This window comes from Planococcus sp. CAU13, from assembly GCF_000775575.1.
GTDB lineage: Bacteria > Bacillota > Bacilli > Bacillales_A > Planococcaceae > Planococcus.
This window is the reverse complement of the sequence record NZ_JRGN01000329.1, coordinates 1-15071: the sequence shown is the minus strand read 5'-3', so window position 1 is coordinate 15071 and position 15071 is coordinate 1. Positions and strand designations below refer to the sequence as shown.

The following is a 15071-nucleotide window of genomic DNA, read 5'->3' as shown; positions in this document are numbered from 1 at the left end:
CGGGAGCCCGCTGGAAAGCGAAGCTGTTTTACGGAATATCATTTTCCCGAGACCACCAATTTTTGCATAAAAAAACACCGGATAAAATATCCGGTGCCTTTTGAATCGTTCTTAGTTCATTTTCAATTGCTCAAGTTCAGCAAGGAATTTCGTGTTAAGAACTTTGATGTAAGTTCCTTTCATCCCAAGTGAACGTGATTCGATAACGCCGGCACTTTCAAGCTTGCGAAGTGCGTTGACGATCACCGAACGTGTAATGCCTACACGGTCAGCAATTTTTGAAGCGACAAGCAAACCTTCGTTGCCGTCAAGTTCTTCGAAAATGTGCTCGATAGCTTCAAGTTCGCTGTATGACAGTGAAGAAATCGCCATTTGCACAACTGCCTTGCTGCGGGCTTCCTCTTCGATGCGGTCGCCTTTTTCGCGCAGGATTTCCATCCCGACAACTGTAGCGCCGTATTCGCCAAGAATCAGGTCATCGTCCTGAAACTGAGCGTCTACGCGTCCAAGAAGAAGTGTCCCAAGGCGCTCTCCGCCACCGATGATCGGCACGATTGTAGTCAGGCCGTTTTTGAACAATTCACGTTCTTCCACCGGGAAGATCGTGTGTTCACTGTTAACGTCCAGATTTTCTGTCGTTTCAGTAATATTTGAAAGGTTTTGAGTATACTCAGCCGGGAATTGGCGTTCCTCAAGCATCCCTTTCATGCGTTCGTTTTCGATTTGCTGGTTGATGGCATAGCCAAGGACTTTACCTTTGCGGCTGACAACGAATGCGTTGCACTCGATGACTTCACTTAAAGTTTCTGCCATGTCCTTGAAGTTAACCGGTTTTCCTGCTGCTGCCTGCAGCATTGAGTTGATGCGTCTTGTTTTATCCAATAAAGTCATTTAATGAACCTCCTACAAAATTCGTACCGTATTTATTCAATATTCTAAAGCTTTTTACTCTTTAAGGGAACTGATTCGACTCAATTATAGTATAAATTGTGACAAATCTTTGTTTTTTGCCACATTCTCGAGTTTTTCGTTCACATATTGAGGAGTTATATCAATTTGCGCCGGACTGATTTCCGATGCTTCAAAGGACAGGTCTTCGAGCAGCCGCTCTAAAATGGTATGCAATCGTCGCGCTCCGATGTTATCGGTGTCCTGATTAACTTCATACGCAATTTCCGCAAGTCTGACGATTGAGGCATCAGTAAAGTTTACCACAACTCCTTCTGTTTCGAGAAGCGCTTTATACTGATTCAGCAAAGAATGCTTTGGTTCTGTCAGGATTTTTACAAAATCCTCCACTTCCAGCTTCTGAAGTTCAACCCGGATCGGGAAACGTCCCTGCAGTTCCGGAATCAGATCAGATGGTTTTGACATATGGAATGCGCCCGCTGCCACAAACAGCATATAATCCGTTTTCACGGCACCGTATTTCGTCGATACCGTCGATCCTTCGACAATCGGCAAAATATCCCGCTGTACGCCTTCACGCGATACATCCGCTGAAGAGGAATTACTCTTGCTGGCGATCTTGTCCATTTCATCGATGAAAATAATGCCGTGCTGTTCTGCCCGGTCGATCGCTTCGCTTGCAACTTCTTCATTGTCGACCAGTTTCGCCGCTTCTTCGGCAGCGAGGATCCGTCTCGCTTCCTTCACCTGCAGCCGGCGCTTTTTCTTTTTCTTCGGCATCAGTGAAGACAGGGCATCCTGCATATTTGCGCCCATCTGTTCCATGCCGGATCCCTGCAGTGCATCGAACATGGAAGGCGTGTTTTCCAGCACTTCGACATTCACCCATTCATTTTCCAGTTTCCCGGCTTTTAAATCTTCTGCGATTTCACGTCTCTTGACGCGCACTTCCACTTCAGCAGTCGGTTCTTCCTCTTCCTGTTCGAATTTTTGGCCGAACAGCACTTCAAGCGGATTCTGGTTCGGCTGTTTTTTCTTCATGGAAGGCACCAGCAATTTAACGATGCGTTCATTTGCAGCTGCCTCGGCTTTGCCTTTGACAGCTTCGAATTTTTCTTCTTTGACGATCCGCACGGCAGCTTCCACCAGGTCGCGGACCATCGATTCCACGTCGCGGCCCACATAGCCGACTTCCGTGAATTTTGTCGCTTCCACTTTAATGAACGGTGCCCCGGTCAATTTGGCGATGCGCCTCGCGATTTCCGTTTTCCCGACTCCGGTCGGCCCGATCATCAGGATATTTTTCGGAATCACTTCATCGCGCAGCTCTTCATCGAGACGGCTTCTTCTGTAGCGGTTGCGGAGCGCAATCGAAATCGAACGCTTGGCATCTTTCTGGCCGACGATATAGCGGTCAAGATGATCGGTTATCTGTCTTGGCGTCAAGTCCATCTGGTTTTTCATTTAGTCAGCTCCTCCACTACGATCTGATGATTTGTATAAACACAAATATCGGCTGCCGTTTCGAGTGCCGACTGCGCGATTTCCCGGGCAGTCATAGTATCGCCGGCATATTTTTTAAGCGCCCGTCCGGCTGCTAAAGCGTAATTGCCTCCCGAACCGATGGCCAGGATGCCGTCATCCGGTTCAATGACTTCACCGGTGCCGGAAACCAGCAGCAATTCTTCTTTATTCATAACAATGAGCATCGCTTCCAGCTGCCGCAGCATCTTGTCCCCGCGCCATTGTTTGGCGAGTTCAACAGCCGCGCGCTGAAGATTGCCGTTGTATTCGGTAAGTTTGCCTTCAAACATTTCAAAAAGGGTAAAAGCGTCAGCTACTGACCCGGCAAAGCCTGTCAATACCTTCCCGTTATATAATGTACGGACTTTTCTCGCAGTGTGCTTCATGACAACTGCGTTGCCGAATGTCACTTGCCCATCACCCGACATTGCGCATTCCCCTTTATGCCGGACTGCAAATATCGTGGTGGCATGAAATTGTTCCATTTCCATTCCCCTCTCTCTATGCCCGCGGATGCGAGTTTAAATACGTTTTTCTTAAATGCTCTTTCGTTACATGTGTATATACCTGGGTGGAAGCCAGATGTGAATGGCCGAGCAATTCCTGTACCGTCCGGAGATCCGCTCCGTTATTCAAAAGATGCGTCGCGAAACTGTGGCGGATCATATGGGGATAAATATTGGAATTGGCGGATGCCGTTTTCATGCATTCAGTCAGAATGTGCCGGATGCCCCGGGCAGTAAGCCCTTCACCCCGGTTATTGACGAATAATGCATCATGCTCCGTGTTTTTCATCAGTTTAGGACGAACTTCGTCTATATATTGTTCCAATGCATTATGAGCGAACTGGCCAAAGGGTATGTAACGCTCTTTGCGGCCTTTGCCCATCACTTTGACAATCTGCATATGCCGGTCAAGGTCTTTCATCCGGATAGAGACGCATTCACTGACACGCATGCCGGTGGCGTACAGGAGTTCAAGCAGCGCCGTATTGCGGATAGATAAATTATCCTCGCCTTTGACTGATTCGAATAATGCCATCAGTTCTTCCTCATAGAAAAACTGAGGCAGCCGATCTTCTTTTTTGGGATGATACAGCGAACGGAATGCTTCTTCGCTGAGGCCGAATTCACGGTTTCCATATTTGAAAAACGAACGGATGGCGGAAATTTTCCGGGAAACCGTCGTTCTCGACAATTGGTCTTCGTACAGTTTGGTCATGTAATTGCGTGCGTGCAGATATTCGACCTGCTGCAGATCGTCGACTCCTTCACTTTCAAGAAACAGAAAAAAACCGGCCAGATCGTATTCATAATGATGGACGGTGTGTTCGGAATAATTTTTCTCCAATTGGATATAGCTGATAAAAGACCGGACCATTTCTTCTTTTGTCATCACATTGTCCCGCCTTTCCAATCCTGTGATCCATGCCGGCATTACGGCAATCGCTTCAGCGCAATAATAAAAAGCCTCTAAATTATAGCAAAATTTAGAGGCTTTTATCAATCATACCGTTACAGTATTCATATAATTACGAATTGATTCGAGGGCACGGTCAGCGTGTTTCTCTGCACGTTCCGCCTTCGAACGGATGCGTTCACCCAAATCCGGGAACAGCCCGAAGTTGATGTTCATCGGCTGGAAGTTCTCGCCGTCCGCTTCCGTAATATAACGCGCCATACTGCCGAGTGCAGTTTCAGCCGGGAAGATGACAAGTTCTTCACCAAGTGCCAGTTTCGCTGCGTTGACGCCTGCAAGCAGGCCGCTGCCCGCTGATTCCACATACCCTTCAACACCGGTCATCTGGCCGGCGAAGAAAATATTCGGATTGGCTTTCAGCTGGTAAGTTGGCTTCAGCACGCGCGGTGAGTTGATGAATGTATTGCGGTGCATGACGCCGTAGCGGACGATTTCAACATTTTCAAGGCCCGGGATCAGCTTCAGCACTTCCTTTTGAGGGCCCCATTTCAGGTGTGTCTGGAATCCGACAATATTATAAAGAGTGCCGGCAGCATCATCCTGGCGAAGCTGAACGACTGCGTAAGGACGTTTGCCCGTTTTCGGATCTTCCAGCCCGACAGGTTTCATAGGACCGAAAGTCAGGGTTTTCTCGCCTCTTGCCGCCATAACTTCAACCGGCATACAGCCTTCAAAATAAATCTCTTTTTCAAATTCCTTCAAAGGCACAACTTCAGCCTCGACCAGAGCTGTATGGAAACGCTTGAACTCTTCTTCCGTCATCGGACAGTTCAGATAAGCGGCTTCCCCTTTATCGTAACGTGATTTCAAATACACTTTATCCATGTCGATGCTGTCTTTTTCAATGATTGGTGCCGCAGCATCATAGAAATAAAGATATTCCTCCCCTGTCAGTTCGCGGACTTTTTCTGCCAGTGCCGGTGACGTCAAAGGACCGGTTGCAATGATCGTAATGCCTTCCGGAATTTCAGTGACCTCTTCGTTGATCACTTCAACTAGCGGGTGATTGCGGACTTTTTCCGTAACTGCACCAGCAAATTCATGCCGGTCCACTGCCAGTGCGCCGCCGGCCGGAACGGACGCGCGGTCAGCGGATTCAATGATCACTGAATCCATCATCCGCATTTCTTCCTTGATGACACCGACCGCATTCGTCAATGAATTTGCGCGCAGCGAGTTGCTGCATACAAGTTCGGCAAATTTATCCGTATGGTGGGCCGGCGTCTGTTTGACCGGCCGCATTTCGTATAAACGGACGTTTACTCCGCGTTTGGCAATCTGCCAGGCAGCTTCACTGCCGGCAAGTCCTGCTCCGATAACATTTACTGTTTTTGTCATAGTTGAACACCTCGGTTAATTATTGTACTTCTTCCTGATAATCACATTCAACACAATTGATTTGAACACCTTTTTTGACTTTTTTCTCGACCAGAAGGCTTGTGCATTTCGGGCATGGCCTTTCAATCGGTTTATCCCACGACACGAATTCACATTCAGGATAACGTTCACACCCGTAGAAAATCCGTTTTTTCTTGCTCTTGCGTTCGACAATTTCGCCTTCTTTACAGGTTGGACATTTCACACCCGTATGTTTGACGATCGCTTTCGTGTTACGGCAGTCAGGGAAATTGCTGCAGGCCATGAATTTGCCGTAGCGGCCCAGTTTGAAGACCATCGGCGAACCGCATAATTCACAATCTTCGCCAGCCGGCTCGTCTTTGATCTGCACTTTCTCCATCTCATTTTCCGCTACTTCGACATTTTTTTCAAAGTCTTCGAAGAACTCGGCTATGATTTTCTTCCATTCCACATCGCCGTCTTCAACGCTGTCGAGATCGTTTTCCATCTTGGCCGTGAATTCGATATTGATGATATCCGGGAAGAATTCCAGTACCAGGCTGTGGACGATTTCGCCCAGTTCCGTTGGTATGAACCGTTTTGCATCCAGCGTAACATAACCGCGTTTCTGGATGGTGTCGAGCGTCGGTGCATAAGTTGAAGGGCGCCCTATTCCCAGTTCTTCCAGAGTCCTTACCAGACGCGCTTCCGTATACCGCGGAGGCGGCTGTGTGAAATGCTGTTTCGGTTCAATGGCAACGGCTTTGACTAGATCGCCTTCCGCCATTTCCGGCAGGATGTTGTCTTTATCGTCTGTTTTATCGTCCGTACCTTCCACATAAACTTTCATGAATCCCGGAAATTTCACCTGGGAACCGTTCGCACGGAACACAGCTTCACCGTTTTGAAGTTCGGCCATAACGGTATCGAGGACAGCCGGACTCATCTGGCTCGCAACATAACGGTCCCAGATCAATTTGTACAGGCGATGCAAATCACGGGACAGGATGTTTTTCATTGAATCAGGGGTTCTGAGGACACTCGTTGGCCGCACCGCTTCGTGCGCATCCTGTGATTTGGTTGACTGTTTTGCCGCAGCCGTTTTTGTAACATAATCAGATCCATACTTTTCTTCAATGAATTTTATCGCGTCCTGCTTGGCTGTATCGGAAATACGGGTCGAATCCGTACGCATATACGTTATTAAACCTGTTATGCCTTCTTTGCCGACAGAAATACCTTCATACAGCTGCTGAGCGAGCATCATCGTCTTTTTTGCACGGAAGTTCAATTTTCGGGCAGCTTCCTGCTGCAGTGAGGATGTTGTAAAAGAGGGGGAGGGATTTCTCTTTCTCTCTTTTTTAACGATACGGTTGACTTTGAAATTTTTGCCTTTCATCGTTGCCATTACCGTTTTGACATGATCTTCATTTTCCAATTTCACTTTTTCGTTCGCATTGCCGTAAAACTGTGCTTCAAATTTCTTTTTCGCTTTTTCGAATTCCCCGGTGATGGACCAGTATTCTTCCGGTTCAAAAGCTTTTATTTCATTTTCACGGTCAATGACCAACCGCAGCGCTACTGACTGCACGCGTCCGGCGGACAATCCTTTTTTCACTTTTTTCCATAATAAAGGGCTGATGCTGTAGCCGACAAGCCTGTCCAGGATGCGGCGTGCCTGCTGGGCATCCACCAGATCCAGATCGATTTTGCGGGGCTGCTTGAACGATTCCTTTATGGCGTCTTTCGTAATTTCATTAAAAACGACTCGGCATTCAGAATCCAGATCGACACCCAATGCGTGCGCCAAATGCCAGGCAATTGCTTCCCCTTCTCTGTCAGGGTCAGCCGCGAGAAAGACTTTCTTCGCTTTTTTCGCTTCTTTTTTCAGGTCCTGCAATATTGGACCCTTGCCCCGGATGGTAATATAGCGGGGTTCAAAATCATTTTCAACGTCCACGCCCATCTGGCTGCGGGGCAGATCCCGTAAATGTCCCAAAGAAGCACGGACTTTATACTTTTTTCCCAAATACCGTTCGATTGTTTTCGCCTTGGCCGGCGATTCAACAATCACCAAAAAATCCGACATAATAATTCCTCCTCATAGAGGTTTCTTAAACTTTTACAATTTGTATAAATAAGAAATACCTGTGCAAAATGTATAACAGTTTCAGATTGAATGCAAGGTATTTCATTTTAGCGGCTCCAGTCCTGCATGTAATTGACAGTACTCTTCAAGCACCTGAAGCCCGTTCCAGACCGGTTTTGCCCCTTCGGCAATCAATTTATGCGGACCGCCTGAAAGCGAAGCGCCGATATTACCCGGAACGGCAAAAATCTCCCGGCCATGCTCAAGGGCGTGTTCAATCGTACTTAGTGTCCCACTTTTAACTTCCGCTTCGGTTACAATCACACCTTTAACCAGGCCGCTTATAATGCGGTTCCTCATCGGGAAGTTCCAGCGTTTCGGCTCCATATAAGGTGGGTATTCGGTGATGACGAGTTGAGTTTCTTCTATTATAATATTCAATTCGCAGTTCTCTTTCGGATAGGGGTGCAAAAATCCGCTTCCGGTTACAGCAATCGTTTTTCCACCGCATTCGATTGCTGTCCGGTGTGCCATCGCATCCGCCCCTTTAGCGAGTCCGCTGACGATGATAAAGCCGGCGGTTGCCAGATCGGGGATAATCGCATCCATCGCTGTCTGCGAGTAGGAAGAAGCTTTACGGGAACCTATTATAGCTATTCTATCTTCATTCCGCAAAAAATCCGGATTTCCTTTGGTATACAGAACAGCGGGCGGATCAATCAAATGAAAAAGGCTATGTGGATAATTGGGATGGTTATAAGATATGGGGAGTATCTTATGTTTTTCATAAGTTTCAGGATAGGGGGTATTCAGGGATTTTCTGTAGGCTTTCTTCAGGTAATCCGCCGCTTCCGCTTTGACGCCAAGCAATTGGGCAATTTCCCAGGCAGGCCGATTCTCCAGATCTTCAAGCAGCGGATCATCAATCATCAGCAGCTGGATCCGGTTGAGCGGTTTCGGAAAAACGTAATGCAGTGCCAGTAAGCGGTGTTCGAACATGTTATCCATAATTTTCCTCCAATCTTTTTGGATGCCTGACTGCGATGAAATTCGACTTAAGCTTAATAGTAGCCCGCACAGCTGATTGTGTAAATAGTCATTATCTGAAAATTCAATTCAACAGCCTTTGCTGTTACAAATAATGCATAAAAAACGCGGAACCGGTTAGGGTTCCGCGCTGAAAATTATTAATGAGTCTTACAAGCGTCATAGAGACCTTTTTCTCTGATCACTTTGATCAAAGTCTCGCCGATAACTGATGGAGTGTCTGCAACTTCGATTCCAGCTTCGTTCATTGCTTTGATCTTGTCTGCAGCAGTACCTTTACCTCCGGAAATGATCGCACCGGCGTGGCCCATGCGTTTTCCTTCTGGAGCAGTCTGTCCGCCGATAAAGCCGACAACAGGTTTCGTCATGTTCGCTTTCACCCACGCAGCTGCTTCTTCTTCAGCAGTTCCGCCGATTTCACCGATCATAACAACAGCATAAGTATCTTCATCTTCATTGAATGCTTTCAATACATCGATAAAGTTCGTGCCGTTTACAGGGTCTCCGCCGATTCCGACAGCAGTAGACTGGCCGATTCCTTCTTCAGACAATTGGTGAGTCGCTTCGTACGTCAACGTACCGGAGCGTGATACAACACCGACATGTCCTTTTTTGTGAATGTAGCCAGGCATGATGCCGATTTTACATTCGTCCGGAGTGATGACACCCGGGCAGTTAGGTCCGACAAGACGTGTTTTCTTGCCTTCCATGTAGCGTTTCACTTTGACCATATCCAGTACTGGAATATGTTCAGTGATGCAGATAGCCATGTCTAGATCAGCATCCACTGCTTCAAGAATTGCATCGGCAGCAAAAGGAGCCGGTACATAAATTACAGATACATTGGCACCTGTAGCTTTAACGGCATCTTCAACTGTGTTGAAAACAGGTACGCCTTCAACTTCAGTTCCGCCTTTGCCTGGTGTTACGCCCGCAACGATTTTCGTTCCGTATTCAAGCATTTGCTTTGTATGGAAAAGGGCAGTTGACCCTGTAATTCCCTGTACAAGCACTTTTGTGTCTTTGTTAATGTATACACTCATTTTTGTCCCTGCCCTTCTTTAGCCTACAAGTTCTACGATCTGTTTCGCGCCTTCAGCCATAGTGCCGGCAGCTACGATGTTAAGACCTGATTCGTTCAGCAGTTTTTTGCCAAGCTCCACGTTTGTTCCTTCAAGACGGACAACAAGTGGCACGTCCAGGCTAACTTCTTTAGCAGCTTGGATTACGCCTTCCGCAATGATGTCACACTTCATGATACCGCCGAAAATGTTAACGAAGATCCCTTTTACATTCTTGTCAGAAAGAATGATCTTGAAAGCTTCCGTTACTTTCTCAGCAGTGGCACCGCCCCCAACGTCAAGGAAGTTAGCGGGTGAGCCGCCGTAATAGTTGATCGTATCCATTGTTGCCATAGCAAGGCCGGCACCGTTAACCATACAGCCGATGTTTCCGTCCAATGAAATATAGCTCAAGTCATACTTGGAAGCTTCAATTTCTTTGGCATCTTCTTCATCGTAATCGCGCATTTCCATAATGTCAGGATGACGTCCAAGAGCGTTGGCGTCGAAATTGAACTTCGCATCCAAAGCTACCACTTGCCCGTCGCCTGTAATTACCAATGGGTTGATTTCGACGATTGCTGCATCTTTTTCGATGTAAGCCTGGTAAAGGCCCAGCATCAATTTAGCTGCTTTGTTTACAAGCTTAGCCGGAATGTTCATGTTGAATGCCATGCGGCGGGCCTGGAAGCCAGTCAAGCCGACAACTGGATCAATTTCTTCATAGAAGATGCGTTCAGGAGTGTTCGCTGCAACTTCCTCGATGTCCATACCGCCTTCTTCAGAGCCCATCAATGTGACGCGTGAAGTTTCACGGTCAAGGACCAGTCCAAGGTAGTATTCTTTTTCGATGTTGCTGCCCGCTTCGATGTAAAGGCGTTTAACTTCTTTGCCTTCCGGACCTGTTTGGTGAGTGACCAGTACTTTGCCGATAAGTTCTTTGGCATATTCCCGCACTTCGTCCAAGTTTTTAGCCAGTTTGACGCCGCCTGCTTTGCCTCGTCCACCTGCGTGGATCTGAGCTTTTACAACGACAACATCCGTACCAAGTTCCTTCGCTGCTTTGACTGCTTCTTCAGGAGAAAAAGCAACATGGCCTTCCGGAACTGCTACGCCATACTGTTTCAGGACCTGTTTTCCCTGATATTCATGGATATTCATCTGTCATCCTCCAATCAAACATCTGTCTCGTAATTTTATTGCCTCTACCATTGTATTAAAGTTGCCACAGAATGTCCACACTATACAGTCAGGCTCATGAATACTTGAAATATTCAGTCGTTTAAAATTTTGTTTTCATCAGTTGCATTTCAGCCAATATTCCCTTCACCGGCTCGAAAGTCTGACGGTGAATCGGCAAAGGACCGTACCGCCGAATCGCTTCGACATGCGCCTTCGTGCCATACCCCGCATGCTGGCCAAAACCGTATTCCGGATAAACTTCAGCGTAGGCATCCATGATTGCATCCCGGCTCGTCTTGGCTAAAATGGAGGCTGCCGCGATCGCCAGGCTTTTTGCATCGCCTTTGACGATGGAGCTGCAGGGGATGCCGATATCAAGCTGCATGGCATCAGCCAGCAGAACATCCGGCGCCGGATCGAGTACCGACGCCGCTTCTGCCATTGACAATCTGGTAGCCTGATATATATTCAATCGGTCAATTTCCTCCGGCGGCTGGATATGTACAGAATAGCTGACGGCTGTTTTTTTGATGATTTCGGCGAAAGCTTCCCGTTTCGCTTTGGATAATTTTTTTGAATCGTCCAGCCCCAGCAGTTCGGCACAATTTTCAGGCAGGATTACAGCGGCTGTCACCACCGGTCCGGCAAGCGGCCCTCTCCCCGCTTCATCAATGCCGGCCACTTTCGAGTCATGCACTTTCCTGAACGAATCGTCGAATTGCTGCTTGAGCAAATGGTTCTCCATTAATTTCTCCCGGATCGACTGCTTGCGCTTCCAGGAAGCCAGCAATTTCTGAACGGACTGCCGATCATCAAGCTCGAGCTCCTCCATCCACGGGAGCCAGTTATCTGCATCATCCAGTTTTTTGCGTATCTCTGTTATTTTTTCCATTGATAAGCTCCTTACTCTTCGAATATTCCCGGCAGGATCGTAAATCGTTCAAACCAGCAAAAGAGGCTGGCCCGAAATCGGATCAGCCTCTTTTTGTCTGCAACTTTATTCGTCCTCTTCGACAATCATTTCATCTTTATAATCGAAAGTCACTTTGCCGAGATGCTGATTGCGGATGTCGCGGATGATCGCTTCAGCCGTCATTTCGTAATCCACTTCACCGTCATGCGAGACAAAATGGCGCTTTTTCGCTATTTGATTGAATGTATGGACAATTTCTTCATCGACACGGTCAATGCCGTAACGCTCTTTTAAACGTTCCGGATAACGCTGTTCCAGGAAATTCAGGGCATAGATGGCCAATTCCTGCATTTGAATGACTGAATCTTTGATGGCACCGGTAACGGCCAATTTAAAACCGGTTTCCGGGTCTTCAAATTTAGGCCACAGGATACCGGGAGTATCCAGCAATTCAATTTCTTTGCCGACTTTAATCCATTGCTGCGCTTTTGTTACGCCGGGCATATTCCCTGTTTTCGCGAGGCTTTTTTTGGACAGGCGGTTGATCAATGTCGATTTCCCGACATTCGGAATCCCGACGATCATCGCCCGGATTGCCCGCGGCTTGATGCCTTTGGCAATCATGCGATCCCATTTTTCCGCCAGTATTTCTTTGGACGCTTTTGTCACTGCCTGAAGGCCTTTGCCTTCAAGTGAATTGATGGCGACTGCACGGGTGCCCTGGTCTTCAAAATAGCGAATCCATTTTTTCGTCTCTGCATCGTCTGCCATGTCCATCTTATTCAAGATGATCAGTCTCGGTTTTTGCTGAATCACCTGATCGATCATCGGATTTCGTGATGATAAAGGAAGTCTCGCGTCGACCAATTCGAAAATAATATCGACGAGCTTCAATTTTTCTGTTACTTCTCTCCGGGCTTTCGCCATATGCCCAGGGAACCATTGTATCGTCATAAAACCTCTCCTTACTTAACGATTCCCGCTTCTGTGAATGGCCAGAACACAAGACTTGTGCTGCCGACCACTTCTTCCATCGGAACAACCCCGATAATGCGGCTGTCTTTGCTTGCCCGCCGATTATCGCCCATGACAAACAACGTTCCTTCCGGGACCGTGCTCGCATTAATTTTTTCTTCCAGTGTAAAATCTTCTGTCAATGTACCGGCTACCTGCTCTTTATATTCATCAAGGTACGGCTCATCCACCCTTTCGCCGTTCACATACAATTGGTCATTTTCATAAGCGATATGATCTCCCGGCAAGCCGATGATCCGCTTGATATAATCCTTTTCTTCAGGCGCATGAAAAACGATGATGTCAAACCGGTCGGGCTGACCGATATTATAGCCGATTTTATTGACGATCATGCGGTCGCCATGTTCCAGCGTCGGCATCATCGATTCTCCATCGACCACAATTGGTGTGAACAGGAAGATCCGGATGACTGCCGCGAGGCCGAGCGCAATCAATAAAGCCTTGGACCATTCCCAAACTTCGTTTTTCTTTTTCACTTCTGCTTCCATGCGCGTTCCTCCCTAAGCTTTGTGCTTTAATTGTACAAGGATATTATCATTTAAGCAAAAAAGAAAGAGGGCGCGGGCGCCCTCTTTCTGTAATGCGATGTTATCGGATTTCTTTGATGCGCGCTGCTTTACCGCGAAGGTTACGCAAGTAGTACAGTTTCGCACGACGAACTTTACCACGGCGGGTAACTTCAAGTTGAGCAATTTTAGGTGTGTGTACAGGGAATGTACGTTCAACACCAACACCGTAAGAGATTTTGCGGACCGTGAATGATTCACTGATCCCGCCTCCGCGACGGCCAATTACAACTCCTTCGTATACCTGAATACGTTCGCGTGTACCCTCGACAACTTTAACGTGGACGCGGACAGTATCTCCAGGACGGAACGTTGGAAGATCCGTACGAAGCTGTTCTTTAGTGATTTCTGTAATAATGTTTTGCATATTTTTCTCTCCTTCTACAGATGCTCTTGCAATCATTTCTCTGCTGCAGCGGAACACCGTGATCCTGTACTTCACATAAAAGTACAGACTCCATGTTATCACTAAGCAAAGCCAGATGCAAGAGTTTATCGTTGATTATTTGGTATTTTTCAAGCCGTCCAAAATCTTTTTCTGAGCTGTTGTCAGTTCCATTTGCTCCAGCAGATCCGGACGGCGTTCAAGCGTCCGTTTCAGTGTTTGCTCTTCTCGCCACTGATCGACTCGGGCATGGTTGCCGGACGTCAGCACGTCCGGCACTTTCCAGCCGCGGTAATCGGCAGGGCGCGTGTACTGCGGATGCTCCAGGAAACCGGTTGAGAACGAATCCTTCACCGGTGAATCGGCATTGCCGAGGACACCCGGCAGCAGGCGGACGACACTGTCGATGACCGCCATCGCTGCCAGCTCTCCGCCGGTCAGCACAAAATCGCCGAGCGAAATTTCATCCGTCACCAAATGTTCCCGGATCCGTTCATCGTATCCTTCATAATGGCCGCAGATGAAAATCAGTTCATCTTCCTGTGCGAGCTCTTCCGCTTTTTTCTGCGAAAAGCGCTCACCCTGCGGACACATCAGGATTACGCGCGGCTTGCTGTCACCTGTAAGCGCCTCGACGGCATTGAATACCGGTTCCGGCTTCAATACCATACCAGCGCCTCCGCCGAACGGGTAATCGTCCACCTGGCGTTTATTGTCGGCGTAATCCCGGAAATCTGAAACAGCAAAAGAGACCGCTCCTTTTTCCTGGGCTTTTTTCATCATCGACTGATTGAACACACCTTCGAACATCGGGGGGAATAATGAAAGAACATTTATCTTCATTCGTTCAACAAACCTTCCATTACTTCAATGGTGACTTTTTTCTCTTCAACATCGATTTCCTTCACGACGTCTTCTATATAAGGAATATAATGCTTTTTGCCGGCTTCGGGCGTAATCTCCCAAACATCGTTCGCGCCGGTTTCCAGAATTTCAGTGATTTTACCGAGTTCGCGGCCTTCTTCCGTAAATACGGTGCAGCCCAAAATCTCGTGATGGTAAAAGGCGCCTTCTTCCAGTTCCGTGAGGTCGTGTTCAGCGATCCGCAGATAAGAATCCTTGAATTCCTCGACGTCCTGGATAAACGGGTAGCCTTCAAACGTCAGCAGTTCGAAGTTTTTATGCTGGCGGTGGCTGGCGATTGTCACCATGATCGGCTTTTTCGCATCTTTCTTGAAAAGCCCAAGCTTCATGCCGACAGCGAAACGTTCTTCCGGAAAATCCGTGCGCGACAACACCCGCACTTCTCCGCGGATTCCGTGAGTATTGACGATTTTCCCTACATTAAACCATTCCACACACATACATCCTTTCAATTTCGGTTTTCTTCTATATAAAATAAATTAGTTTGAGAGTCAAATCACCGCTTCGGCGCTATGGACAGAGCAAAGATTATGCTCCTGCGCACAGCTCGTCGCAAAGGAGGCGCCATCTTCGTTTGGCGCACCTTGCCTCCCACAATAAGCCGAGAAGAGCACTCGTC

General features: G+C 47.7%; 15 protein-coding genes. All 15 read right to left on the bottom strand.

Translation table 11 applies throughout. The annotated features are described in order from the left end of the window. Positions 1–111: 111 nt before the first annotated feature. The 15 genes from codY to rimM all read right to left on the bottom strand — a co-directional run bounded on the left by codY (position 112) and on the right by rimM (position 14886). Complete coding sequence (gene codY / locus KW93_RS15390) at positions 112–891, bottom strand: GTP-sensing pleiotropic transcriptional regulator CodY (RefSeq protein ID WP_033543932.1); 780 nt, start codon at positions 889–891, stop codon at positions 112–114. A gap of 84 nt (positions 892–975) precedes the next feature. Beyond that, complete coding sequence (gene hslU / locus KW93_RS15385; RefSeq protein ID WP_033543931.1) at positions 976–2373, bottom strand: HslU--HslV peptidase ATPase subunit; 1398 nt, start codon at positions 2371–2373, stop codon at positions 976–978. After that, positions 2370–2918: an ATP-dependent protease subunit HslV gene (gene hslV, locus KW93_RS15380; protein ID WP_033543934.1), complete on the bottom strand. Its 549-nt coding sequence runs from the start codon at positions 2916–2918 to the stop codon at positions 2370–2372. Before hslV ends, hslU begins: the two co-directional genes overlap by 4 nt. A 16-nt stretch (positions 2919–2934) precedes the next feature. Further along, a complete protein-coding gene (gene xerC, locus KW93_RS15375) occupies positions 2935–3828 on the bottom strand; it encodes a tyrosine recombinase XerC (RefSeq protein WP_033543933.1) in 894 nt (297 codons plus the stop codon). Between the two features lie 111 nt (positions 3829–3939). Further along, entirely contained in the window at positions 3940–5250 is a 1311-nt protein-coding gene (gene trmFO, locus KW93_RS15370; protein WP_033543930.1) for an FADH(2)-oxidizing methylenetetrahydrofolate--tRNA-(uracil(54)-C(5))-methyltransferase TrmFO, read from the bottom strand. A gap of 19 nt (positions 5251–5269) precedes the next feature. After that, on the bottom strand, positions 5270–7339 hold the full coding sequence (gene topA / locus KW93_RS15365; protein ID WP_033543929.1) for a type I DNA topoisomerase: 2070 nt from the start codon (positions 7337–7339) through the stop codon (positions 5270–5272). 102 nt (positions 7340–7441) lie between these two features. Further along, positions 7442–8347, bottom strand: coding sequence for a DNA-processing protein DprA (gene dprA, locus KW93_RS15360; protein WP_033543928.1), 906 nt, complete (start codon positions 8345–8347; stop codon positions 7442–7444). Positions 8348–8526: 179 nt separating this feature from the next. Beyond that, positions 8527–9429, bottom strand: coding sequence for a succinate--CoA ligase subunit alpha (sucD, locus tag KW93_RS15355; protein WP_033543927.1), 903 nt, complete (start codon positions 9427–9429; stop codon positions 8527–8529). An 18-nt stretch (positions 9430–9447) separates the two neighbouring features. Beyond that, positions 9448–10608 (bottom strand): ADP-forming succinate--CoA ligase subunit beta, encoded by a 1161-nt coding sequence (gene sucC, locus KW93_RS15350; protein ID WP_033543926.1) that lies wholly within the window; start codon positions 10606–10608, stop codon positions 9448–9450. A 121-nt stretch (positions 10609–10729) separates the two neighbouring features. Beyond that, complete coding sequence (locus tag KW93_RS15345) at positions 10730–11521, bottom strand: ribonuclease HII (protein WP_033543925.1); 792 nt, start codon at positions 11519–11521, stop codon at positions 10730–10732. Positions 11522–11626: 105 nt separating this feature from the next. Next, complete coding sequence (gene ylqF, locus KW93_RS15340; RefSeq protein WP_033543924.1) at positions 11627–12496, bottom strand: ribosome biogenesis GTPase YlqF; 870 nt, start codon at positions 12494–12496, stop codon at positions 11627–11629. 11 nt (positions 12497–12507) lie between these two features. After that, positions 12508–13065: a signal peptidase I gene (lepB, locus tag KW93_RS15335; RefSeq protein ID WP_033543923.1), complete on the bottom strand. Its 558-nt coding sequence runs from the start codon at positions 13063–13065 to the stop codon at positions 12508–12510. A 100-nt stretch (positions 13066–13165) separates the two neighbouring features. After that, positions 13166–13510, bottom strand: a complete 345-nt coding sequence (rplS, locus tag KW93_RS15330; protein WP_033543922.1) for a 50S ribosomal protein L19 — start codon at positions 13508–13510, stop codon at positions 13166–13168. Positions 13511–13645: 135 nt separating this feature from the next. After that, positions 13646–14371: a tRNA (guanosine(37)-N1)-methyltransferase TrmD gene (gene trmD, locus KW93_RS15325; RefSeq protein ID WP_033543921.1), complete on the bottom strand. Its 726-nt coding sequence runs from the start codon at positions 14369–14371 to the stop codon at positions 13646–13648. Next, complete coding sequence (rimM, locus tag KW93_RS15320) at positions 14368–14886, bottom strand: ribosome maturation factor RimM (protein ID WP_033543920.1); 519 nt, start codon at positions 14884–14886, stop codon at positions 14368–14370. Before rimM ends, trmD begins: the two co-directional genes overlap by 4 nt. Between the last annotated feature and the right edge of the window lie 185 nt (positions 14887–15071).